This is a genomic window from Acidisoma sp. PAMC 29798 (assembly GCF_030252425.1).
Classification (GTDB): Bacteria; Pseudomonadota; Alphaproteobacteria; order Acetobacterales; family Acetobacteraceae; genus Acidisoma; species Acidisoma cladoniae.
This window is the reverse complement of the sequence record NZ_CP126994.1, coordinates 4,161,319-4,184,969: the sequence shown is the minus strand read 5'-3', so window position 1 is coordinate 4,184,969 and position 23,651 is coordinate 4,161,319. Positions and strand designations below refer to the sequence as shown.

Sequence of the window (23,651 nt, the reverse complement as noted above, 5' to 3'; positions counted from 1 at the left end):
CCATCCACGGCCTGGTTCTGGCCTCCGCCAGTCCCCGCCGCCGTGAGCTTCTGGCGCAAATCGGAATCACCCCGGACCGCATCGTCGCCCCCGATGTCGATGAAACGCCGCGGCGGTTAGAGCTGCCGCGCGATTATGCGCGTCGTATCGCCCTGGCCAAGGCCGCAGCCGTTTCGGCGCCGCTGGTTCTGGCCGCCGATACCGTGGTCGCCGTCGGGCGGCGCATCCTCCCCAAGACCGAAACCGAAGCCGAGGCGCGCGCTTGCCTCGATATCCTGTCGGGCCGCCGCCATCGGGTCTACACGGCCGTCGTCCTCGCGGATGGCAGTCTCCACCCGAAGGAGCGCCTGGTCGAAAGCGTCGTGACCTTCACGCGCCTGACGGCGGCGGACATCGATGGCTATATTGCGTGTGGGGAGTGGCGGGGAAAGGCGGGTGGCTACGCCATTCAAGGCGAGGCCGCGCGCTTCATCCGATTCATATCCGGCAGTTATTCCGGCGTCGTCGGTTTGCCGTTGTTCGAAACGGCACAGCTTTTACGGGACGGGACCTAGCGTCGCAGGTGGATAGCGCTGCGCTCATCCACCCTACGAAGGCCGCAACCTCGTAGGGCGGATGAGCGAAGCGCTATCCGCCAAAAACCCTAGTACCGATACAGGTCGTGCTTGAACGGCCCGTTGACGCCGGCGGCGCCGATATACTCGGCCTGCTTCGGCGTCAGCTTCGTCAGCGCCGCGCCGACCTTGGCGAGATGCAGCGCCGCAACCTTCTCGTCCAGCAGCTTCGGAAGCGTGTAGACGCGCTTCTCATAGGTGCCCGGCTTGGCAGTCCACAGCTCGATCTGCGCCAGCACCTGGTTGGTGAAGGACGCGCTCATCACGAAGCTCGGATGGCCGGTCGCATTGCCGAGGTTCACGAGGCGGCCTTCGCTGAGCAGAATCAGGCGCTTGCCGTCTGGGAAGACGACTTCGTCGACCTGCGGCTTCACATTGTCCCAGACATAGTTGCGCAGGGAGTCGATCTGAATCTCGCTGTCGAAATGGCCGATGTTGCAGACGATGGCGCGGTTCTTCATGGCGCGCATATGCTCGATGGTGATGACATCGACATTGCCGGTCGCGGTCACGAAGATATCACCGCGCGTGGCGGCATCTTCCATGGTCACGACCTCATAGCCTTCCATCGCCGCCTGCAAGGCGCAGATGGGATCGGCCTCGGTCACCAGCACGCGGCAACCGCCGTTCTTCAGGCTGGCGGCGGAGCCCTTGCCGACATCGCCGAAGCCCGCGACCACGGCGACCTTGCCGGCCATCATGACATCGGTGCCACGGCGGATGGCGTCCACCAGGCTCTCGCGGCAGCCATACAGGTTGTCGAACTTCGACTTCGTCACGCTGTCGTTCACGTTTATGGCGGGCACGCGCAGCGTTCCGGCCTTGGCCATTTCCCACAGGCGATGAACGCCGGTGGTGGTTTCCTCGGAAATGCCGCGCACGTCTTCCAGCATCTCGGGGTATTTGTCGTGCATCAACACGGTGAGATCGCCACCGTCATCGAGGATCATGTTCGGGGTCCAGCCATCCGGCCCGCGCACCGTCTGCTCGATGCACCACCAGAACTCCTCCTCGTTCATGCCCTTCCAGGCGAAGACGGGAATGCCAGCGGCGGCGATGCCGGCAGCGGCATGATCTTGGGTCGAGAAGATATTGCAGGACGACCAGCGCACGGTTGCGCCGAGGTCGATCAGCGTCTCGATCAGCACGGCGGTCTGAATGGTCATGTGCAGGCAGCCCACGATGCGGGCGCCGGCCAGCGGCTTCGTGGTGCCGTATTCGGCCCGCAGCGCCATCAGACCAGGCATCTCGTCCTGGGCCATGGAGATTTCCTTGCGGCCCCAGGCGGCGAGGCTGATGTCGCGAACCTTGAAGTCCTCGCCGGCGGTGACGGTAATGCTATCGGGCATGATGGGTCCTGCTCTCGCTGTGTCGATCGGTGCGTTCTGGTCCGAGATAGCCGAGCCGGGGCTTCAGGGAAACCAGGGATTGCGCGGCACTGCCGCGTGACTGTCGCTGGATCGTCATGCGACGTTTGGCGACAACCGGGTGAAGACCTATAGGAGACGAAAAGCCACCCGCGCGTTAACACCTCATCGGCCACGATGCGCGCTTCAAGAATGGCGCCAGGAAGAGAGACGTCAGCGATGGATAGACCGCTGCTTACCGAACGCCGCTTCGCGCCCTTGTTCTGGTGCCAGTTCTTCTCGGCGTTCAACGACAACTTTCTCAAGAACGCGTTACTGTTCCTCATCCTGTGGGGAACCGCCGCGCAGGCCGCCGCCCATGTCGGGCCGCCGAACTCCTCAGCAGCACTGGTGACAGTCGCCGGCGCCTTCTTCATCGCGCCCTTCTTCCTGCTGTCGGCCCTGGGCGGCGAACTCGCCGATCGGTTCGACAAGGCCCTCCTCGCCCAGCGGCTCAAGCTCGCCGAAATCGGGGCGGCGGTGATCGCCGTGGTTGGCTTCCTGATGCAGAGCATTCCGGTGCTGTTCGTGGCCTTATTCACCTTCGGCACGATCTCGGCTCTGTTCGGCCCGGTGAAATACGGCATCTTGCCGGATCATCTGCCACGCCATCGGCTGACCGCCGCCAATGCCCTGGTGGAAGGCGCCACCTTCCTGGCCATCCTCGGCGGCACGGTCGCCGGTGGCCTGGCTGTGACCTTCCCATCCGGCCATTTCGTACTCGCCATCGGCGTCATGATCTTCGCTGCCCTGTCCTGGGGCGCGGCGCGTCTCATCCCCCCGACCGGCGAAGCGGACCCCGCACTGCATGTGCGGGCGAATGTCTTTGCCTCGACATGGGAGGTCGCGTGCGACCTCAGCGCCGACTGGCGCATCTGGCGCGCCAGCCTCGCCACGAGCTGGTTCTGGCTCGTCGGCGCCATCGCCCTGTCGCTGCTGCCAGCCTTGGTCAAGCAAGTGCTGGGGGGCAGCGAACTGACCGCGACCCTCGCGCTGGTCGTCTTCTCCGTCGGCATCGCGCTGGGCTCTGGCCTCGCGGCCTGGCTCGCCGGCGGCCGCATCGCCCTGCTGCCTGCGGTGATCGGCACGGCGCTCATGGGCGTCTTCATGATCGATATCTGGCGCGTCACCCATGGCCTGGCCCCGCATGGGCCGGACCGGCTGCTGCCGCCCGGCACGCGCCACATCCTGGTGGATCTGCTTGCCCTTTCGGCGGCCGGCGGCTTGTTGGTGGTGCCGACCTTCGCTGCCGTCCAGGCTTGGGCAGGACCCGAGCGTCGCGCCCGCTCCATCGCCGGCGTCAATATCATCTCCGCCGCCGCCATGGCCGTCGGCGCGCTGCTCGTCGCCTTTGCGCAGAAGCACGGCGCCACGCCGCCCACCCTTTTCGCGGCGCTCGGCGTCGGCAGTCTCATCGCCGCCGTCGTCATGCTGGTGACGCTGCCGACCGACCGGATTCGCGAACTGCTCTGGTTGCTGTTCCGGCTCGTTTATCGTGTCGATGTCGAGGGGATCGACAATATCGCCCTCGCCGGCCCGCGCTGTGTCGTCGCGGTCAATCATGTGAGCTGGCTCGACGCGGCGCTGATCCTCGCCTTGTCGGAACGCGAACCGGTCTTCGCCATCGACGCCGCCGTCTCTCGCTTATGGTGGGTGAAGCCCATGCTGCGGCTCGGCCGCGCTATTCCGCTCGACCCCTTGCGGCCATTCGGCACCCGAACGCTGATCCATGCCGTGCGGGACGGGGAGATGCTGGTGATCTTCCCGGAAGGCCGCATCACCGTCACCGGCAGCCTGATGAAGGTCTATGACGGCGCCGCCCTGATCGCCGCCAAGGCGGACGCGACCATCGTGCCGATCCGCATCGCCGGGCTGGAGGCGACGCCCTTTTCGCGCCTCCAGCCCGGGCAGGTGCGCCGGCGATGGTTCCCGCGCGTCACCGTCACGGTTTTGCCGCCGGTCCGGCCGGACATTGATCCCACGCTGCACGGCCGCAAGCGGCGGGAGGCCGGGGGCATCGCGCTGTATGACATCCTATCCGACCTGGTGTGGCGCACGACGTCGATCGACGTCACGGTGTTCCAGGCCATCGCCGCCGCCGCGCAGGTGCATGGCAAAAGCCGCATCTGCTCCCAGGACTTAACCTCCGGCACCATGACCTATCGCCGGTTGTTGACCGGCGCGGCCGTGCTCGGCCGGGCCCTTGCGCCACTGTCCAAGCCGGGTGAGGCCGTGGGCGTGATGATGCCGAACGCCAATGCAACCATGGCGCTGGTGCTCGGGCTGATCTCTTCCGGCCGGGTGCCGGCGATGCTCAATTTCACATCGGGCCCGGCCAATCTGCTCAATGCCTGTCGCGCCGCCCGTGTCACGACCATCGTCACCTCCCGCGCCTTCGTGCAGCGCGGCCAGCTCGAACGGCTGATGGAGGGGCTGACCGAAGGGGCCGATGGCCTGCATCTCAAGCTCGTCTATCTCGAAGACATGCGCAAAACGATCCGCCTGGGGGATAAGCTGCGCGGGATGATGCAAGGCGGCCGGCCGCTGGTGCATCGCCGTGCGGAAGACTGGGCAGCGATCGTCTTCACCTCAGGGTCGGAGGGCGTGCCCAAGGGCGTGGTGCTCAGCCATCGCAATATGCTGGCCAATATTGCCCAGGTCGCGGCGCGGATCGATTACGGGCGGCAGGACAAGATCTTCAACGTGCTGCCGATGTTCCATTCCTTCGGCCTCACCTGCGGCATGGCGCTGCCGCTGGTCTATGGCGTGCCGGTCTATATGTATCCCTCGCCGCTGCACTACAAAGCGATCCCGGAACTGATCTACAGCACCAATGCGACCGCGATCATCGGCACGGATACCTTCCTGTCGGGCTATGCGCGCACCGCAAATCCCTATGATTTCCGCTCGCTGCGCTATGTCGTTGCCGGCGCCGAGCCGGTGAAGGCGGCGACCCGTGCGGTCTATTTGGAGAAATTCGGCCTGCGCCTGCTCGAAGGCTATGGCGTGACTGAAACCGCCCCAGTGCTCGCCCTCAATACCCCGATGTTCAACCGCTTCGGCACTGTCGGTCGCCTTATGCCGGGGGTTGAGATGCGGCTGGAGCCGGTGCCGGGCATCCCCGAAGGTGGCCGTCTGTATGTGCGGGGCCCGAATGTCATGCTCGGCTATCTGCGCGCCGATAATCCCGGCGTGCTCGATCCGCCGCCGGAGGGTTGGCACGATACCGGCGATATCGCGACGGTCGATGAGGACGGCTATCTCCGCATCAAGGGTCGCGCCAAGCGCTTCGCCAAGCTAGGCGGGGAGATGATCTCCCTCGCCGCCGTTGAGGCGCTGGTCGCCGAGGTCTGGCCTGATGCGATCTGCTGCGTCGCCGCTATCCCCGACGCGCGCAAGGGCGAGCGGCTGGTGCTGCTCACCGAACAGCCCGGGGCGGATCGCTCCACGCTTCTCGCCCATGCCCGTAGGGTGGGGGCGACCGAGATGATGGTGCCGGCCGATGTCCGGGTGGTGGAAACCGTGCCCTTGCTGGGCACCGGCAAGCTCGATTTTGCCGCTGTCCAGCGCATGGCGGAGCAGCTGGCCGTCGTCGCCGCTCAGCCGGCGTAAAGCGCCTCGCACACGGCGGCGATGGCGAGGACCCGACCGTCCTCGCCGCGCGGCCCGATGATCTGCAGGCCGACGGGCAGACCTTCGGGCAGAATCTCGGAGCGGATGATGCAGGCCGGCGCCTGGGCGAGGTTCACCGGATAGCTGAAGCCCGCCCATTGCGTCCACCGCGACAGGCCCGAACCCGGCGGTACTTCTTCCCCGGCCGCGAAGGGCAAGACAGCACAGGCGGGTGAGATCACGGCGTCGAAACCCGCGAGCAGCATATCGAAAGCGGCACCAAAGGCCGCGCGGCGGTTATGGGCGCGGATCAGCGTCACAGCGTCGATGGCGCGGCCCTCGGCGGCGATTTCCCGCAAGCCAGGATCGATTCCGGCGAGCGCCGCCTCCGGCAGCATCGCCAAACGGGCCGCTGCGCCCGCAAACCAATGGCACTGGAACAAGCCGAGCAGATCCGGGTCCGCGGGCAGGGCGATGCGTGTGACGATCGCGCCCTCGGCTTCGAGACGCGCGACGGCCCGGGCAAAAGCCTCGGCGATGGCGGGCTCGACCGTGCCGCTGGGCGGCGTCTCCCAAACACCGAGGCGCAGACCGTGCAACGTCGCTGTCACATCGAGCGGCGGGAAGGGCAGCACGTTCTGGAACCAGTCGCGCATGTCTCGGCCGGACATCACGTCCAGCATCAGCCGCGCGTCATTGACCGTGCGGGTCATCGGCCCGACATGAGCGACGGTGCCGAAGGCACTGGCGGGATAGGCCGGCACGCGGCCGAAGGTGGGCTTGTGGCCGACGATCCCGGTGAAGGCCGCCGGAATACGGATCGAGCCACCGCCATCGCTGCCGAGGTGGAAGACGCCGGCGCCGGCCGCGGCCGCTACGGCGGCGCCGCCGGAGGAGCCGCCGGGCGTGAGAGCGGGGTTCCAGGGATTGCGCGTGATGCCCGTCAGCGGACCGTCCGTCAGGGCTTTCCAGCCGAACTCGGGCGTCGTTGTGAGACCGATGAAGACGGCACCTGCCGCGCGCAGCAAGCCGACGGCGGGCGCATCTTCGACGCACTCCGTCGGCGGTGCGCAGGACCCGTAGCTGGCGCGACCGCCGGCCACCCAGACAATGTCCTTGATCGTGGTCGGCATGCCATCAAGCGGACCGAGCGGCATGCCAGCCCGCCAGCGCGCTTCGGAGGCCGTCGCGGCGGCGAGGGCGATCTGGTGTTCGATGCGCACGAAGGCGTTGAACTTGGGCTGAATCTCCTCGGCCCGTGCCAGTGCCGCCCGCGTCACCGCAACCGGTGAGGTCTCGCCCGAGGCATAGAGGTGCGCGAGTGTCGCCGCATCGAGGCGGCAGAGATCCGGGGCATCGGCGAGGGGGTTGGGCAATTCCGTTCTCCGTAGGGTGGATGAGCGGAGCGTAATCCACCGTCCCGCGCAAGATGGCGGAATACGCTGCGCTTTTCCGCCCTACGATGTTCGGCTCGTCTAGGTATTCATCGCGTCGAAGAAGTCCTGGTTCGTCTTGCTGTATTTCAGCTTGTCGAGCAGGAATTCCATGCCGTCCGTCGAGCCCATCGGGTTAAGGATGCGGCGCAGAACCCACATCTTGGACAGCGTGCTCTTTTCCACCAGCAGCTCTTCCTTGCGGGTGCCGGACTTGGTGATGTCGATCGCCGGGAAGGTCCGCTTGTCCGAGATCTTGCGGTCCAGGATGATCTCGGAATTGCCCGTGCCCTTGAACTCTTCGAAGATGACTTCGTCCATGCGGCTGCCGGTATCGATCAGGGCGGTGGCGATGATCGTCAGGCTGCCGCCTTCCTCGATGTTGCGCGCGGCGCCGAAGAAACGCTTCGGCCGCTGGAGCGCGTTGCTGTCCACGCCGCCGGTCAGGACCTTGCCGGAACTCGGCACGACGGCGTTATAGGCGCGGGCAAGGCGCGTGATGCTATCGAGAAGAATGACAACATCGCGCTTATGCTCGACCAGGCGCTTAGCCTTTTCGAGCACCATTTCCGTGACCTGAACATGGCGCGTCGCCGGCTCGTCAAAGGTCGAGCTGATGACCTCACCCTTCACGCTGCGGGCCATGTCCGTCACTTCCTCGGGCCGCTCGTCGATCAGCAGCACGATGAGGAAGACATCCGGGTGGTTGACCGAAATGGCCGTCGCGATGCTTTGCAGCATCACGGTCTTGCCGGTGCGGGGCGGCGCCACGATCAAGGCGCGCTGGCCCTTGCCGATCGGTGCGATCAGGTCGATCACGCGCGGCGTATTGTCCTTCGTCGCGCCCTTCACCGGCGTTGCCGGCACTTCCATTTCCATCTTCAGCCGCTCGTTCGGATAGAGCGGCGTCAGATTGTCGAAATTGGTGCGGTGGCGCACGGCCTCGGGCGGCTCGTAATTGATCGTATTGATCTTGAGCATCGCGAAATAACGCTCGCCATCCTTCGGCGCGCGAATCTGGCCCTCGACCGAATCTCCCGTGCGCAGGCTGAAGCGCCGCACCTGATGCGGGCTCACATAGATATCGTCGGGGCCGGGAAGGTAGTTCGATTGTGGGCTGCGCAGGAAGCCGAACCCGTCGGGCAAAATCTCCAGCGTGCCCTCGCCGTGAATGGCCTGATCGTTCTCCGCCAGGTTCTTCAGGATCGCGAACATCATCTCCTGCTTGCGGAGCGACGAGGCGTTCTCGACCTGGAGGGACTCTGCCAGGCTGAGAAGGTCTGTGGGGGATTTGGCTTTGAGCTCGGCGAGATGCATCGGAACGCCTTTGGCGAGGACCGGCGCCTTCTGCGGATGAGAAGGCAGGACGATCAAGCGATATGGGGAGGTGGATTGATAGAGCGGGAAAACTTGATGGACGGGGAGGCAGACGGCTCCGGATAGAGATGGAGCGCTGCACAGCGGTCTGACGGGGAATGACCACTTTAGATGCCATTTCACTGGACCGCCGCGCCGGCCAAGTCAAGAGCCGGCAGAGGGAACACGGCTGCTCCGCCAGACGGTGATTGCGGCAGATGGGCCGGTCCTGATAGCGTGATTCCGCTGCCGTAGAGGTGGGTCAACCGGATTTTTCGCCGGCGACCCGTGTCTGGATGAAGCAAGAAGCCCAGCCGTCAGAGCCGGGTCATCAACATTCGATAGGGACAATGAGCCATGGACCAACTCGCACCGAGCGGCCTGTTACAGAAGCCGCCCTTCGCCGCCCGCTATGACAATTACATCGGGGGAAAATGGACGCCCCCGGTGGCGGGCCGATATTTCGACAATACCTCCCCCATCACCGGCGGTGTGATCTGCGAAATCGCCCGGTCGGACAAGGACGACATCGACAAGGCGCTCGACGCCGCCCATGCCGCCAAGGACGCCTGGGGCCGCACCAGCGCGGGTGAGCGGTCGAATATCCTGATGAAGATCGCCCAGCGGATGGAAGATAATCTCGAAAAGCTGGCGCTGGTCGAAGCCTGGGACAACGGCAAGCCGATCCGTGAGACGATGGCCGCCGACTTGCCCCTCGCCGTGGATCATTTCCGCTACTTCGCCAGCGCCGTCCGCGCCCAGGAAGGCATGCTCAGCGAAATCGACCACGATACCGTCGCCTATCACTTCCATGAGCCGCTGGGCGTCGTCGGCCAGATCATCCCGTGGAACTTCCCCATCCTGATGGCGGTCTGGAAGCTTGCCCCCGCACTCGCTGCCGGCAATTGCGTGGTGCTCAAGCCCGCCGAACAAACCCCTGCCAGCATCCTGGTCTGGGCCGAGATGGTGGGCGACCTGCTGCCGCCGGGCGTGCTCAATATCGTCAGCGGCTATGGCCTGGAAGCCGGCAAGCCCCTCGCCTCCAGCCCACGCATCGCCAAGATCGCCTTTACCGGCGAGACGACGACGGGCCGGCTGATCATGCAATACGCCAGCCAGAACCTCATCCCGGTGACGCTGGAATTGGGCGGCAAATCGCCGAACATCTTCTTCGCCGATGTCGCCAACGAGGATGACGATTTCTTCGACAAGGCGCTCGAAGGCTTCACCATGTTCGCCCTCAACCAAGGCGAGGTCTGCACCTGTCCGAGCCGGGCGCTGATCCACGAATCGATTTATGACCGCTTCATGGAGCGGGCGATTAAGCGGGTGGAGGCCATCCGCCAGGGCAATCCGCTCGACCCGACCACGATGATCGGCGCCCAGGCCTCCTCCGAGCAGTTGGAGAAGATCCTGAGCTATATCGACATCGGCAAGCAGGAAGGCGCCAAGATCCTCACGGGCGGCGAGCGCCGCGTCTTCGACGGTGCGCTGAAGGACGGCTTCTATATGCAGCCGACCATCTTCGAGGGTCATAACAAGATGCGCATCTTCCAGGAGGAGATCTTCGGGCCGGTGGTTTCGGTCACGACCTTCAAGGACGACGCGGAAGCCCTGAGCCTCGCCAATGACACGCTGTATGGCCTCGGCGCCGGCGTCTGGACGCGGGACGGAACGCGTGCCTATCGCTTCGGTCGTGGCATCCAGGCCGGCCGCGTCTGGACCAATTGCTACCATGCCTACCCGGCGCATGCGGCCTTTGGCGGCTACAAGCAGTCCGGCATCGGGCGCGAGAACCACAAGATGATGCTCGATCACTATCAGCAGACCAAGAATATGCTGGTCAGCTATAGCCCGAAGGCGCTCGGCTTCTTCTGAGTGTTTGGGGCGGAAGCGCGCAGCGGAATACGCTGCGCTTTTTCGCCCTACGATGCCGCGATGTAGGGTAGAAAAGCGCAGCGTATTCCGCCACTTAGATCAAAACGGCTTCACGATCACCATGATGACGATGATCATCATCAAGACCGTCGGCACTTCATTGGCGAAGCGATAGAAGCGGTGCGTCTTGGTATTGCGGTCGTTGAGGAAATTCTTCCGCCACTTCGAGCTGGCGCCGTGGAAGCCGAATAGCAGCACCAGAGAAGCGAGCTTCACATACCACCAGCCCTGGTTCCACAGAACCACGCCCGGCGTCAGCATCAGCAGTATCCCGAAGAACAACGTGGCAAACATCGCCGGGGTGATGATCTGCTTGAACAGACGACGCTCCATGATCTTGAAGCGTTCGCTCTCCTGCGATCCCGGTGCCACACCGCAATGATATACGAACAGACGCGGCAGATAGAACAGCCCCGCCATCCAGGCGATCAGGCTGATGACGTGGAACGCTTTGACCCAGGGGTAGAGCACGCCAAGGAACGTCATGCGGCGACCGTGGTCAGGCCCAACAGGCCAGGCAAGTCTTCCATCGCCTTGAACACGCCAGCACCCTCGGCCGAAAGTTCGATGCCGGAGGCGTGAGGGCTGAAGCCGAGGCAGGTCATGCCCGCGAGACGGGCCGCACGGGACCCGGGCACCGAATCCTCGATCACCACGCAGCGCGCAGGCCGCACGCCGCCGGCCTCGGCGGCCGCGAGAAACAGATGCGGGTCAGGTTTACCGTTAAGACCGATGCGGATCATGTCTTCCGCACTGTGCTGCCGGTCGGCCACCAAATGCTTCATGCCCGTGCGCCCGAACTTGATGGCCATTTCGTGATGGCTGGAGTTGGAGGCGACGCGCCAGGGCATGCCGGCTTCCGTCAAGGCCTCAAGCGCCTCAGCGGCGCCGGGAATGGCCTCCACGCCCTCAGCCAGAGCCTTCACCATAGCGACGGAGAACTCATGCCCAAACGTGGCCGGTACCGGCCGCCCGGTCTCCGCCTCCGCCTTGGCGATGATGTCCTTGAGGGACGTCCCGAGGAAAATCGTCTCACAGGCCTCGGGCGTAATCGGCCAGCCGATCGCCGCGAGTTGCTCGGACAGGATGAGGCTCGCCAAGCCCTCACTATCGATCAACACGCCATCGCAGTCGAAAATTACCAGCCCGATCGGCTGATCGCGCCGGGCAAGAACGTCGTGAGCCGTCAGCATACCGTGGCTTTATCCTCGACAGAATAGGTCATCCCGGCGCGCGCGAACGGGCAGTCCAGATGCGGGGTCGGGCAAGCGCGCCCGCCACTGGCGCTGCACAGGCCCGGTCCGCGACCACGCGCCTCGCGCGCCACAGCCGCGAGGGCTGCAATGAAGCCGGGGTCGTCATTCTGCACCGGCGCGCGGAAATAGCCCGGCACGCCGTGCACATGGGCGAGTTCACGATATTCCATATCAAGTTCGACCAGGGTTTCGGAATGGTCGGATACGAAAGCGACCGGCACCACCACGACGGCGCAACCATCCCGCCCGGCGGCGATCACGGCATCATCCGTGCTCGGGCCGATCCATTTCTGGGGCGTGGCGCGCGATTGGAAACACACGAGGCCATCGATGTCGGGGTCGCGCAGATGTTGGCGCAGCGCCGCGACGTAGGCTTCAATCTGGAACTGATACGGGTCGCCGCGATCGATAATAGTCTGCGGCAGGCCATGCGCCGAGAAAAGCACCCGCAGCGGCACTTCCGGCGGCAGGCTGGCGCGCGCGTCGTCAATTGTCCGTTGCAGGATATCGGCGGCATTCGCGGTGATGCGCTGGTCATCGAACCAGCAACACAGCGTGGTAGTCTGCACCGCGAGGCCCACACGGGCCGCAGCCTCCCGCCAAGCGATCAGCGAACTGCCCGTCGTGGTGGTCGAAAAATGCGGATAGAGCGGCAGCAGCAGCACCTCATCCGGCGCCCAGTCCATAACCTCGCGCACCGCCGCTTCGCTGAACGGATGCCAATAGCGCATGGCGATGAAGCATTTCACATTCCATCCATCGCTCAACGCCGTCTGAAGGGCGGAGGACTGATTTTGCGTCAGCGGCAGCAGCGGTGACCCACCGCCCATGAGGCGATAATTTTCCTTCGCCGCCGGCACCCGCTTATGGGCGATGTAGCGCGCCAGGAAGGGCCGGATGAAGGGCGGCACGCGCAAAATGGCGGGATCGGTAAACAGGTTGAGCAGGAACGGCCGCACCGCTTCCTGATTGTCCGGCCCGCCCAAATTGAACAGCACTACCGCGATCTTGGGGCGGCCCACCGCCGGCTGCGTCGTGCTGAACTGAGCAAGAGAATCCATCAGACCCTCCGAACGAAATCGACCAGCCCCGCGACATGCTCGGGCGGGGTGGGTGGCATCACGCCGTGGCCAAGGTTGAACACGAAGGGACGGCCTTTCATGGCTTCGAGGATAGCACGGGCCTCATTCTCCATCACCGCGCCCCCCTGCAACAGGGCGAAAGGATCCAGATTGCCCTGCAAGCCCATATGGGGTGGCACCAGCTGCCGTGCCACGCCGGGATCAGCCGCTGTATCCATCCCGACCGTATCCACGCCTGTGCCCGCCGCATAGGCGCCTATCATCGTACCAGCCAAGCGCGGAAAGCCCACCACCGGCACATCGGGATAGCGTGCCTTGATGCCGGCCACGATCCGCGCCGTAGGTTCCACGACATAGGATTGGAACCCGGACGGGGGCAGCAATCCGGCCCAGCTATCGAACAGCATCACAGCCTCAGCCCCGGCCTCGATCTGCGCAAGCAGATAGGCGGTGCTGGTTTCGGTCAAAACATCGATCAGCCGCCCGAACAGCGCAGGCTCCATCGCCGCCATCCGGCGCGTCGCGGCGAAGTCCTTCGAGCCACCACCCTCGATCATATAGCAGGCGACGGTAAAGGGTGCGCCGACGAAGCCGATCAGACTGGTCGCAGGATGGTCTGCAGTGAGGGCGGCACGGACCCGGCCGATGGTTTCGAGCACCGGCGCGACCCGACCCAGGAAGCCTTCAAGGTCAAGGCTTTGCACTTCATCCACAGCCCGGAGCGGGGTCAGGCTGGGACCATGACCCTCGGTAAAGCGCAGGTCGCGACCCAGCGCCCAGGGCAGGATGAGGATGTCACTGAACAGGATGGCACCGTCCATCGCGAAGCGCCGAATGGGCTGAAGCGTGGCTTCAGACGCCCGCTGCGGATCCAAACAAAAACTCACGAAATCAGGAGTTTCGGCCCGCAAACGCCGATATTCCGGGAGGTATCGGCCGGCTTGACGCATCAGCCAGATCGGGGGCGGCCAAACGTCTTCCCCTTTGAGCGCGCGCAACAAGCTTTTCACGATCTGTCCCCAAGAGCCAGCACCCCACTACCATGACTAAATAAGATCTAGGAATTGGTGAGGAGGTAGATGGGCCTGTGCAACCTGGGGTACCCGGACGTGCCGCAGATAATCCCCAAACTTGTCCACAGGGTGGGAGGGACTAGATCTCTGTTATTTATGGAGAGTTCGTAATCACTCAGCCGTGAGCACGAACGGGAGAGCGATCGCCTCACATGACAGTCGCGAGAGGCCAGATATCCCCGCTGACCCAGCATCCGGGGTCATGGCCTCTCCCTTACCCCCGTTAATCCCGTTATGATCACGACATGTCCACTCATCGGCTCAACCTGCATTTGGTCTCTGACGCGACGGGGGAGACGCTCAATTCCATCGTCCGGGCGACGACCGTTCAGTTCGAGCATCTGACGATCATTCCCCATCGCTGGAGTTTGATCCGCACGCGTTTTCAGCTGCATCGGGTGCTGGACGGTCTTCAGGCCGAACCCGGCCCTGTCTTGTCGAGCCTGGTTGATAAAGCGCTGCGGTCCGAGCTCGACATGGCGTGCCAGAAGCTCGGCATGCCGGTGGTCCATGTGCTGGATCAGGTGATGTCGATGTTCCAGGACCATCTGGGGGAGAAGGCGGCGGCGCGTCCTGGCCGTCAGTACACTCTGGATGCCGATTATTTTCGGCGTATCGACGCCATTCACTATGTCTTGGCGCATGATGACGGGCAGGCGCAGGCCGGCATCGCCGAAGCCGATGTCGTACTCGTCGGCGTCTCACGCTCTTCCAAGACGCCGACCTCCTTCTATCTCGCCAATCGCGGCATCAAGGCCGGCAATATTCCCCTTGTTCCGGGCATCGCGCTGCCGCAGGCGCTGGAACATCCGTCCTGCCCGGTCATCGGCCTGACATTGGATGTCCAGGCGCTGATCGATATCCGTCGTCATCGCTTGCGGATGCTCGGCACCGCGAACAACGCCGCCCATGACAGTGGCGAATATACCGATCAGGAAGCGGTAACGGCCGAGCTGCTCTGGGCCAAGCGGCTGTGCGCCAGCCGGGGCTGGCCGGTGATCGACGTCAGCCGCCGCTCGATCGAGGAGACGGCGGCGACCGTCATCCAACTCATCGACGCGTGGCGCGAACGCCAGCGCAAGGCTGCCATTGCCCGTGACGCGGCCACATCGTGACGCGTCTCATTCTGGCAAGCGGGTCCGTCACCCGCCGGGAAATGCTGCGCCAGGCCGGGCTGACGATCGAGGTGGTGGCGGCGCCGGTGGATGAGGCGGAGGTCAAAGCCTCAGCCCGCGCCGAGGGGATCGATGCGGCGGACACCGCCGTCATACTGGCGGAGATCAAGGCGCAACGGATTTCCCGTCGCCATCCTGATGCGGTGGTGATCGGCGCCGACCAGATGCTGGTCTGCGATGGCACCTGGTTTGACAAGCCGATCGATGTCGCAGCGGCGCGCGCGCAGCTGCTGGCTTTGCGCGGGCGGGACCATGCTCTGCCCACGGCCGTCGTCTGTTTCAGGAGTGGCAGCCGGATTTGGCATCATGTTGAGACGCCACGCCTGTGGTTGCGGGCCTTCAGCGACACGGCGCTTGACGCCTATTTGGCGGCGGAAGGTGAGGCGGTGCTGACGACCGTCGGTGGCTATCGCGTCGAGGGTCCGGCGATTCAGCTTTTCGACCGCATCGAGGGTGATTGGTTTTCGATTCTCGGTCTGCCGCTGCTGCCGTTGTTTGGATTTTTGCGACAGACTGGGGCGCTTATCTAGGGGTCGGCCTTCCGCCAAACATCACTAGCTGCTGGACCGCGCCGGTCGTCGCAAACGTGGCTTCGGTGCCGGTGTCGTCGCATCCAACAGGGCGTGCATGGCCGCCACCGTCTCCGGCGGCAATGTGCGAATCGTTTGCGCGATACGATTGGCGAGTGCCGTCTGCTCCGGCAGCAGACCGGCGGTGTTCACCGTGATGCGAGGGTGGGACAGCTTGGCGAGGCGCGCCAAATCCTCGGCGTCATCCCAAATAAGACCGAAGAACTCGCACACCTGATGAACCAGGCCGGCGCTGGGCATGCCCCGGCGGCCATGTTCCAGAGCCGAGAGATAGGCCGCGGACACCTGAAGCTGCGCGCCAAGCTGGGCAAGCGTCACCTGCCGGGCCGCCCGCAAGGCGCGTAGCCGGGCGCCAAAGGGGGTTATCGCACGCGCCTCAGAAGAAGCACGACGGCACCGGTATTGGCGCGATGGGGATAGGTCGCGGCGAGAATCGCGCCCCGCAGGTGTGGCAGGTTGATCCAGTGCGGCAATTCGCGGCGGAGGACACCGCCTTCGCCCGCCCCCCGTCCGGTCACGATCTCCACGCAGCGAATACCGTCGGCGCGCGCTGTGCCGATGAACCGCTCGAAGGCCGCGAAGGCGGACTGTGCCGTCGCACCGTGGAGGTCAAGGATGCGCTCCGGCCGGGTCCGGCCTTTGCGAAGTCGGCTCCATGATCCGCCGTCCAAGCCGGCAGCAGGACCGCCGACCTCTATAAAGGGTGGCGGCCGCGTTTTGGCGTCAGCTTTCGTCGGGAGCTTCGCAGGCGGAGCAACGGTCGTGGGTCGCGGTGGCGCCACGGGAGCGGCCGGCGGCTTCGGCGGCTCGGGTGGGGCGGCGGCGGCCATCTCATGGAGAGGCTTGGCCCCAAAGGCTTGGGCGAAAATCAACCATTCCGCCCGTTCACGGTCTGAGAGGCGGCGCGCCTTGGGCGCCGCGCGGAGGCGGTCAAGCGACCGCAGGGCCATCATTCTGTCCAGAGGCGGGGGGACGGTGGCCGAAGATCGCGGTGCCGATGCGCACATGCGTGGCCCCACAGGCAATGGCGCTCTCGAAATCACCAGACATGCCCATGGAAAGCTGCGTCAGCCCATGGCGTGCGGCGGCGGCGGCAAGCCATTGGAAATGCGGCGTCGGATCGCCTTCCGCCGGGGGAATGCACATCAGGCCGCGCACCGCGTCCCCAAACCGCGTCTGCATCGCGTCAATGAAACCATCGGCATCGGCGGTCGGCACGCCGCCTTTCTGCGGCTCATCCCCCACATTGACCTGAACCAGCAGGCCGGGCAGCCGGCCCTCCTGCTGGGCAGCCTGCGCAATGGCATCGGCGAGACGCAGCCTGTCCAGCGTCTCGATAACATCGGCGATCCGAACCGCTTCCCTCGCCTTGTTCGTCTGCAAGGCACCGATCAGGTGAAGGACAACGTCTGGATGGCTGACGCGCAGCGGGCCGAATTTCGACGTCGCCTCCTGCACGCGGTTTTCGCCAAACAGCGTCTGGCCAGCGCCCAGCGCCGCCTGCACCGCTTCCGCCGCATGGAATTTCGAGACGGCCACGAGCGACACGGACGCGCGGTCACGCCCAGCCGCAACCACGGCGGTGTCGATCAGCGAGCGAACGGCAGCCAGCGCATCGGGAATATCCAGGCTCATGCGCCCAAGGTCGGGGGTGGACCGGCCGCGGTCAAGCACCGTCATTCAGCGGAGTTTATTCGTTGTCTCGGAACCTTCACATGCTTACACGACGCCGTGGTTGTACAAAACCCACAAGGATGTGTGGCAATTAAGCACCACAACCCTCGAAGCCGGTGCCGCTCTGCCACGAGTGGGACGATTTCGTACGCCTGAACCCGTGTCGGACGCGCGGGTGCAGTTTTGAAACCGGAGGGATACCCACTCAATGCGACAATTTCTTTTGGCTGGCGCCGCAACGCTGACCGCAATGATCGGCCTGGCCGGCATGGCACAGGCGCAGGTTTCCAGCCCCGTCTTCACAAAGAAGATCGCGCCGGGCACCGTCGTCGTCCGCCTCGACGGTCGTATCTCGGAGTTCGCGGGCGTCAGCAGCTTCAGCGGCCAGAACCTTGCGGGCACGAAATATTCGGGCTCGGGTCTCGCGGGATATGCGCGCCTCTACCCGGGCTTCGACGGCGTCGGCGCCAACGGCCTTCAATACGGCGCTCAGACCGAGATCCGCGTCAATCAGAACACCAGCCCGGACACCTCCGCCGGCGACGAGACGCTCTATGTCCTGCGCGCCTTCGGCTATCTCGGTCTGCCCGAGCTCGGCCTTGTGCGCTTTGGTCAGCAGGAAGGCGCCCTTTACCTGTTCGACACTGGTCGTTTTGAGAGTGGCACGGACGCCTTCAACGACGGCGGCTGGAACGGCGACATTCAGAACTTCTTCGTCAATTCAAGCGCTCGCCCGGTCTATCCCTTTACCTGGAGCAACAACCTCCGGACCACGGACAAGATCGATTATATCTCCCCGGTTTTCAGCGGCTTCAGCTTCGGCGTCAGCTTCGAGCCGAACCAGACCGCCGAAAACGTCACCGATCCGGTGGTTTCGCAGCCCGGTGGCGCCGATCTTCGCCGCAATACCTATGAAATCGGCGCGCGCTACAAGGCAGCCTTTGGCCCCGTTGGCTTGAACGTATCCGGCGGCTATCTCGGTGCCGGCACCGTCAGCAGCAGCACGGCCTTGGGCGGTTCCGAGCCTTACCAGGCCGTCAGCGTTGGCAGCCTTGGAGCCGAAATGACCTATGCCGGCCTGACCTTCGGTGGCAACACCAAGTTCGGCGACATGAACGGCCAGTATCTGCCGAACCCCTCCGGCGCCGACAACGCGATCGGCTGGCTCGCCGGCGCTGTCTACACCACTGGCGCGCTGAGCGTCGGCGGCAGCTACTTCGACTATCAGAGCACGGGCGACTACTCCAAGCCGCTGCTCGAAGGTCAACGTCGTGAGACGGGTGCCGCCGCTGGCGCCACCTACATTCTGGTGCCGGGCGTGAAGCTCTTCGCCTCCTACCTCTACGGCACGCGCCATCAGGGCGACTTCAACTTCCTGACCAGCAAGGTCGGCTCTGACAACAACAACACCCGCGCCCAGGTCTTCGCCGTCGGCACCTGGATCTACTGGTAACGCCTGCATCGCTTAAGCGACTGCGATCGAAGGGGCGGTGGATGGAAACATCCGCCGCCTTTCTCGTTTAGGCGCTACAGCAGAAGGCACTCGCAGCCCATGTGGTGTTTTGGCCACAGTGTTTCGTAAATGTCATGCTGCACCCCTCGTTGCCGTTGCAGATTCTCCTAACGGATGGTCATTATCCCTGGCGCTACTTCCGAGCCGGTCTCGCCTTCAGGCATGAACAGGATTGAAGGTAGGAGCGATTTTTTTGACTGCCGGGATCTCCGGCAAACCGAGGAGGAACTAATGCGTAAGCTCCTACTAGCAACCGTGGCCACCATGGGTGCCTCGATGGGTCTGATGGCTGTTGCCCAGGCTCAGACTGCAGCGCCCGGCTCCGTCACTGTCCGCTTGAACGGCCGCGTCGCTTGGTATGCCGGCGTCGAAGCCTCTTCGCTCGACAGCATCGCAGGCACGAAGACGTCCACCGCCCAGATGTTCGGCTATATGCGCCTTTACCCGGGCTTTGACGGCGTTGCCGCCAACGGCCTGCATTATGGTGCCGCTTCCGAAATCCGCATCAACGGCGGCTCCAAGGGCGCCGGCGGTGAGACGCTGTTCGTCCACCAGGCCTATGGCTACTTGGGCCTGCCCAAGCTCGGCCAGGTCAGCTTCGGCCAGGAAAACGGCCCGGTCGTCATCTTCGAGACCGGCACCTTCGAAGGCTTCAACGACGGCGGCTGGTGGGGCGATCTTCCCGCCATCGTCCCGAACAACGCCGAAGTGGTCTATCCCTTCGTCGATAACGGCGGCCTGAGCCAGGAGACGGACAAGATCGTCTATCTGTCCCCGACCCTCGCCGGCTTCCAGTTCGGCGCCGCTTTCGAGCCGAACCACACCGCCGAGAACGTAACCGATCCGATCACTTCCGCCCCGACCCTGGCGCCCGCCGGTGGCACGCCGCGTAACCTGATCGATGTCGGCGGCCAGTTCACCCAGACCTTCGGTCCGGTTGGCATCCAGGTTGGCGCTGACTACATGCACGCTGGCCAGGTCAACTACACCGGCGCTCCCGAGGCTGGTGCCGTCAACAGCTACCACGACCTGAGCATGGTTTCTGGTGGCGCCACGGCGACGATCGCGGGCTTCACCTTTGGTGGCAACGCGGTCTACGGCGATTTCAACCAGGTCTCCGGCTACACGTTCCAGCTTGAGCCCCAGGGCGGCATCAATGCGGTCGCTTTCTTGGTTGGCGCCCAGTACACCATGGGTCCCCTCGTGGTCGGCGGCAGCGTCTTCCGCTTCAACACGACGGGTGACATTCCCGGTGGGTCCGACGCCGACGGCGTCATCACCGCCGCGGGCCTCACCACCGGCCAGCAGGTCAATAACGGCCTGGCGCTCGGCGGCACCTATACGCTGGTTCCCGGCGTCAACCTGTTCGTCGATTATGACTACGGCTGGCGCAAGCAGGGTGGCTTCGATTTCGCCACCAACGATGCCGGTTCCGCGCATAACTACGTGCAGTCGCAGCTCTTCGGCGTCGGCACCAACATCAACTGGTAAGCTGACACGCTTCAGGTTGCTCTAAAAAGGGCGGCGGGATCATCCCGCCGCCCTTTCTTTATGTCCTGTTACAGCTTGTAGCTTGGCAGGCGCCCCACCCCGGCTTAGAGACAAAGCCCCGCAGTCATGCGGAGCATCTCCGGTCGGGCGAAATGATTGTGACACATCGGGCTTTTCTACTTCTAGGTCGTGGCACAGGGGTCGCGGCGCTCCTCAGCGTGTTGGCGGTCGCGGCTTGCGGCGGCAGCGGGGAATCGAAACCGGTCGACCCGACCGTCCTGAACGGTGACCAGACCGTCGGCGCCGGCATCAAGGGCGGATCGGATGGTGGCCTGTTCGGCGCTGACGGCCTCACATTCGGCATCAACAAGAACCCCCATGCCGCCGGCGGCGGTTCGGGCGGCGCCGGTATCGGCGTCAACGCCTATCTGTGGCGCGGGGCCCTCGACACGCTGTCCTTCATGCCGCTGTCCTCGGCCGATCCCTTCGGCGGTGTCATCATCACCGACTGGTATCAGCCGCCGGGTGATGCGGGCGAGCGCTATAAGGCGACCGCCTATATCCTCGGCCAGGATCTGCGGGCAGACGGCGTGCGCGTGTCGATCTTCAAGCAGGTGCTGCAAAGCGGCCAGTGGACGGATGCCGAAATCGCCCCCGGCACGGATGAAGATATCGAAGACAAGGTTCTGGCCCGCGCCCGGCAGCTTCGGGTTCAGTCCGCCACCAACTGACATCGCACTCCCAGGCAGGACGCGCGCTAATCTGCGTCTTGCCGGGGCGCGGTAAGTGCCGGATATACGCGCCATGAGCGATACGTCCAGCCCGATCCCTGTGGAGCCGCAGGCTCCGCGCTATGATTTCCGCGCCAGCGAGCCGAAATGGCAGCAGGCGTGGAATGCGGATGAGTGTTTCGCGGTCGAGGATGTGCCGACCGACGGCCGGCCGAAATACTACGTCCTCGAAATGTTTCCCTATCCCAGTGGCAAGATCCACATGGGCCATGTCCGCAATTACACGCTTGGGGATGTCGTCGCGCGCTATCGTCGCGCGCGGGGCTATAACGTGCTCCACCCCATGGGCTGGGACGCTTTCGGTCTGCCGGCCGAAAATGCGGCGCGGGAGCGAGAGATTCATCCCGCGCGCTGGACCTGGGATAATATCGCCGCCATGCGGGCCGAATTGAAGCGCATGGGCCTGTCGATCGACTGGTCGCGCGAATTCGCCACCTGCCAGCCGGAATATTACGGCCACCAGCAGCACCTGTTTCTCGATTTCCTGGCCGCTGGCCTGGTCGAGCGCAAGGAGAGCTGGGTCAATTGGGATCCCGTCGATGGCACGGTGCTCGCCAATGAGCAGGTGATCGATGGGCGCGGCTGGCGATCCGGCGCCCTGATTGAAAAGAAGAAGCTGTCGCAGTGGTTCTTCGCCATTACGCGTTTTGCTCCGCAGCTTCTGGCGGCGCTGGACGGGATGGACCGTTGGCCCGAGCGGGTGCGCCTGATGCAGGCGAATTGGATCGGCCGCAGCGAAGGCGCCCGCATCCGCTTTCCCCTGACCGAACCGCAGAACGGCGTAACCGCGCTTGAGGTCTATACGACGCGGCCGGACACGCTGTACGGCATGTCCTTCCTGGCGCTCGCACCGGAACATCCGCTGGCCCTCGCTCTGGCCGCGACGGACGCGAAGGCCGCCGCGTTCATCGCCGAGTGCCGCCGGCTTGGAACCACCGCCGAGGCGATCGAAACCACCGAGAAGCGCGGCTACCCCACGGGCCTTGCCGTGCGCCACCCCTTCGATCCCGCACGGACGGTTCCCGTCTGGATCGCCAATTTCGTGCTGATGGATTACGGCACCGGCGCCATCTTCGGCTGCCCGGCGCATGACCAGCGCGACTGGGATTTTGCCACGGCCTATGGCCTGCCGATCTTGCCGGTGGTGCGGCCGGCCCAGGGCGCGCTGCCGCCGGACGAGGCCTATACTGGTCCCGGCACCCTCATGAATTCCGATTTCCTCGACGGTTTGGATGTCGATGCCGGTAAGCGCGCCGCCATCGACCGGCTGGCCGCCATGCGCTGGGGCGAGAGCGAAACCAATTGGCGCCTGCGCGACTGGGGTGTCAGTCGCCAACGCTATTGGGGCTGCCCGATCCCCATCATCCACTGCGATGCCTGCGGCCCGGTGCCGGTGCCGGTCGATCAGCTTCCGGTCGTGCTGCCCGAGGACGTGACCTTCGACATCCCGGGCAATCCGCTCGATCATCACCCCACCTGGAAGCATGTCGATTGCCCGCGCTGCGGAACGCCTGCGGTGCGCGAGACCGATACCTGCGACACCTTCGTGGATAGTTCCTGGTATTTCGCGCGCTTCTGCGCCCCGCAAGCGGCCGAGCCCGTATCGCGTGCCGCGACCGATTACTGGATGCCGGTCGATCAATATATCGGCGGCATCGAACACGCGATCCTGCACCTTCTCTATGCGCGCTTTTTCACCCGCGCGATGAAGGAGACCGGACAGATCGGGGTGGAGGAGCCCTTCGCCGGCCTGTTTACCCAGGGCATGGTCACGCATGAGAGCTACCGGGGCGCGCATGACGGCCGCTGGCTCTATCCCACCGAGATCGAGCGCCGCGCTGATGGCAGCGCCATCGTGGCCGGGACGGACGAGCCGGTAACGGTCGGCCGGATTGAGGCGATGTCGAAGTCCAAGCGCAACACCGTCGATCCCGGCGCCATCATCGATCGCTACGGCGCGGATACCGCGCGTTGGTTCATCCTGTCCGACAATCCGCCCGAGCGGGACATGGAGTGGACGGAATCGGGTGTGGCTGGCGCCTATCGCTTTACGCAGCGCCTGTATCGCCTCGCGGAAGCCATCGCCGTTTCGGTGCCGTCCGCCGTGACCGGGGAGGAAACGCCGGCGGCCCGCAAGCTGCGCCGCGCCACCCATCGTGCCATCGCGGCAGTCACGGACGCTTTGGACGCCTTCAGCTTCAATGTGGCGGTCGCCCGGCTGTATGAACTGGCGGGCGCCATGACCGATGCCGAGAAGGACGCGGCCTCCGCACCCGAGGATGGCGCCCTCGCCGCAGCGCGGGGCGAGTCCCTGGATGCCCTGGCGCGCCTCTCCGCGCCCATGATGCCGCATCTGGCGGAGGCGATGAACAGCCTGCTGCGGCCGGATGGCGGCCCGCTGGTCGCACAGATGACTTGGCCCGAGGCCGATCCCGCCTTGGTCTTGGCCGAGAGCGTGACGATTGCGGTGCAGGTGATGGGCAAGCTGCGCGGCACGGTGGTCTTCCCGCCCGGCAGCCCGGCGGACGAGGTCATCGCCGCCGCCGAAGCCGAGCAGAACGTCGCCCGCCTTCTGGAGGGCAAGCGGATCGTCAAGCGGGTCCATGTGCCCGATCGTATCGTCAATTTCGTCCTGGCGGGTTGAACG

Annotated in this window: 19 protein-coding genes; 9 read left to right on the top strand and 10 right to left on the bottom strand. The window is 64.6% G+C overall.

All coding sequences use genetic code 11. The features are described 5' to 3' along the window. Nucleotides 1–2: 2 nt before the first annotated feature. On the top strand, nucleotides 3–554 hold the full coding sequence (locus QP803_RS20080) for a Maf family protein (protein WP_284947981.1): 552 nt from the start codon (nucleotides 3–5) through the stop codon (nucleotides 552–554). Nucleotides 555–643: 89 nt separating this feature from the next. Here QP803_RS20080 and ahcY read toward each other — a convergent pair whose 3' ends face one another. Then, on the bottom strand, nucleotides 644–1,963 hold the full coding sequence (gene ahcY / locus QP803_RS20075; protein ID WP_284945235.1) for an adenosylhomocysteinase: 1,320 nt from the start codon (nucleotides 1,961–1,963) through the stop codon (nucleotides 644–646). A gap of 237 nt (nucleotides 1,964–2,200) precedes the next feature. Between ahcY and QP803_RS20070 the strand changes: the two genes are divergently transcribed. Further along, nucleotides 2,201–5,632, top strand: coding sequence for an acyl-[ACP]--phospholipid O-acyltransferase (locus tag QP803_RS20070; RefSeq protein ID WP_284945234.1), 3,432 nt, complete (start codon nucleotides 2,201–2,203; stop codon nucleotides 5,630–5,632). Here QP803_RS20070 and QP803_RS20065 read toward each other — a convergent pair. Further along, the gene (locus QP803_RS20065; RefSeq protein ID WP_284945233.1) at nucleotides 5,620–7,008 is read right to left on the bottom strand and encodes an amidase; all 1,389 of its coding nucleotides are present in this window, start codon (nucleotides 7,006–7,008) and stop codon (nucleotides 5,620–5,622) included. The two genes, QP803_RS20070 and QP803_RS20065, sit on opposite strands and share 13 nt — an antisense overlap. A 99-nt stretch (nucleotides 7,009–7,107) precedes the next feature. After that, nucleotides 7,108–8,382, bottom strand: coding sequence for a transcription termination factor Rho (gene rho, locus QP803_RS20060; protein ID WP_284945232.1), 1,275 nt, complete (start codon nucleotides 8,380–8,382; stop codon nucleotides 7,108–7,110). A 396-nt stretch (nucleotides 8,383–8,778) separates the two neighbouring features. On the opposite strand from rho, the gene adh reads away from it, so the two are divergent. Continuing rightward, complete coding sequence (gene adh / locus QP803_RS20055) at nucleotides 8,779–10,299, top strand: aldehyde dehydrogenase (RefSeq protein WP_284945231.1); 1,521 nt, start codon at nucleotides 8,779–8,781, stop codon at nucleotides 10,297–10,299. A 99-nt stretch (nucleotides 10,300–10,398) separates the two neighbouring features. Here the strand turns inward: adh and hemJ are convergent, their stop codons facing one another. Genes hemJ through hemE form a run of 4 tightly spaced genes read right to left on the bottom strand, consistent with a single transcriptional unit; the run spans nucleotide 10,399 to nucleotide 13,710 of the window. Further along, nucleotides 10,399–10,845, bottom strand: a complete 447-nt coding sequence (gene hemJ, locus QP803_RS20050; RefSeq protein ID WP_284945230.1) for a protoporphyrinogen oxidase HemJ — start codon at nucleotides 10,843–10,845, stop codon at nucleotides 10,399–10,401. Further along, nucleotides 10,842–11,552 carry an HAD family hydrolase gene (locus QP803_RS20045; protein WP_284945229.1) on the bottom strand — a complete coding sequence of 237 codons (711 nt, stop codon included), beginning with the start codon at nucleotides 11,550–11,552 and terminating at the stop codon, nucleotides 10,842–10,844. The genes hemJ and QP803_RS20045 overlap by 4 nt, the downstream gene beginning before the upstream one ends. Further along, nucleotides 11,546–12,676 carry a ferrochelatase gene (gene hemH, locus QP803_RS20040; protein ID WP_284945228.1) on the bottom strand — a complete coding sequence of 377 codons (1,131 nt, stop codon included), beginning with the start codon at nucleotides 12,674–12,676 and terminating at the stop codon, nucleotides 11,546–11,548. Before hemH ends, QP803_RS20045 begins: the two co-directional genes overlap by 7 nt. Further along, complete coding sequence (hemE, locus tag QP803_RS20035) at nucleotides 12,676–13,710, bottom strand: uroporphyrinogen decarboxylase (protein WP_284947980.1); 1,035 nt, start codon at nucleotides 13,708–13,710, stop codon at nucleotides 12,676–12,678. The genes hemH and hemE overlap by 1 nt, the downstream gene beginning before the upstream one ends. Nucleotides 13,711–14,015: 305 nt before the next feature. Here hemE and QP803_RS20030 point away from each other — a divergent pair, with 305 nt between their 5' ends. Both QP803_RS20030 and QP803_RS20025 read left to right on the top strand, forming a co-directional pair. Then, nucleotides 14,016–14,885 carry a pyruvate, water dikinase regulatory protein gene (locus QP803_RS20030; RefSeq protein ID WP_284945227.1) on the top strand — a complete coding sequence of 290 codons (870 nt, stop codon included), beginning with the start codon at nucleotides 14,016–14,018 and terminating at the stop codon, nucleotides 14,883–14,885. Further along, nucleotides 14,882–15,475, top strand: coding sequence for a Maf family protein (locus QP803_RS20025; RefSeq protein ID WP_434082873.1), 594 nt, complete (start codon nucleotides 14,882–14,884; stop codon nucleotides 15,473–15,475). Before QP803_RS20030 ends, QP803_RS20025 begins: the two co-directional genes overlap by 4 nt. Before the next feature lie 24 nt (nucleotides 15,476–15,499). Here QP803_RS20025 and QP803_RS20020 read toward each other — a convergent pair whose 3' ends face one another. Genes QP803_RS20020 through QP803_RS20010 form a run of 3 tightly spaced genes read right to left on the bottom strand, consistent with a single transcriptional unit; the run spans nucleotide 15,500 to nucleotide 17,215 of the window. After that, complete coding sequence (locus tag QP803_RS20020) at nucleotides 15,500–15,901, bottom strand: helix-turn-helix domain-containing protein (RefSeq protein WP_284947978.1); 402 nt, start codon at nucleotides 15,899–15,901, stop codon at nucleotides 15,500–15,502. Further along, a complete protein-coding gene (locus QP803_RS20015) occupies nucleotides 15,898–16,485 on the bottom strand; it encodes a Smr/MutS family protein (RefSeq protein ID WP_284945226.1) in 588 nt (195 codons plus the stop codon). The genes QP803_RS20020 and QP803_RS20015 overlap by 4 nt, the downstream gene beginning before the upstream one ends. Next, the gene (locus tag QP803_RS20010) at nucleotides 16,466–17,215 is read right to left on the bottom strand and encodes a YggS family pyridoxal phosphate-dependent enzyme (RefSeq protein ID WP_434082872.1); all 750 of its coding nucleotides are present in this window, start codon (nucleotides 17,213–17,215) and stop codon (nucleotides 16,466–16,468) included. The genes QP803_RS20015 and QP803_RS20010 overlap by 20 nt, the downstream gene beginning before the upstream one ends. A 202-nt stretch (nucleotides 17,216–17,417) precedes the next feature. Here QP803_RS20010 and QP803_RS20005 point away from each other — a divergent pair, with 202 nt between their 5' ends. The 4 genes from QP803_RS20005 (at nucleotide 17,418) to leuS (ending at nucleotide 23,648) form a co-directional block, all read left to right on the top strand. Next, nucleotides 17,418–18,662 carry a porin gene (locus QP803_RS20005; RefSeq protein WP_284945225.1) on the top strand — a complete coding sequence of 415 codons (1,245 nt, stop codon included), beginning with the start codon at nucleotides 17,418–17,420 and terminating at the stop codon, nucleotides 18,660–18,662. Between the two features lie 291 nt (nucleotides 18,663–18,953). Further along, entirely contained in the window at nucleotides 18,954–20,213 is a 1,260-nt protein-coding gene (locus QP803_RS20000; RefSeq protein ID WP_284945224.1) for a porin, read from the top strand. Nucleotides 20,214–20,365: 152 nt separating this feature from the next. Then, on the top strand, nucleotides 20,366–20,944 hold the full coding sequence (locus tag QP803_RS19995; protein WP_284945223.1) for a DUF3576 domain-containing protein: 579 nt from the start codon (nucleotides 20,366–20,368) through the stop codon (nucleotides 20,942–20,944). Between the two features lie 73 nt (nucleotides 20,945–21,017). After that, complete coding sequence (gene leuS / locus QP803_RS19990) at nucleotides 21,018–23,648, top strand: leucine--tRNA ligase (protein WP_284945222.1); 2,631 nt, start codon at nucleotides 21,018–21,020, stop codon at nucleotides 23,646–23,648. Nucleotides 23,649–23,651: the final 3 nt, after the last annotated feature.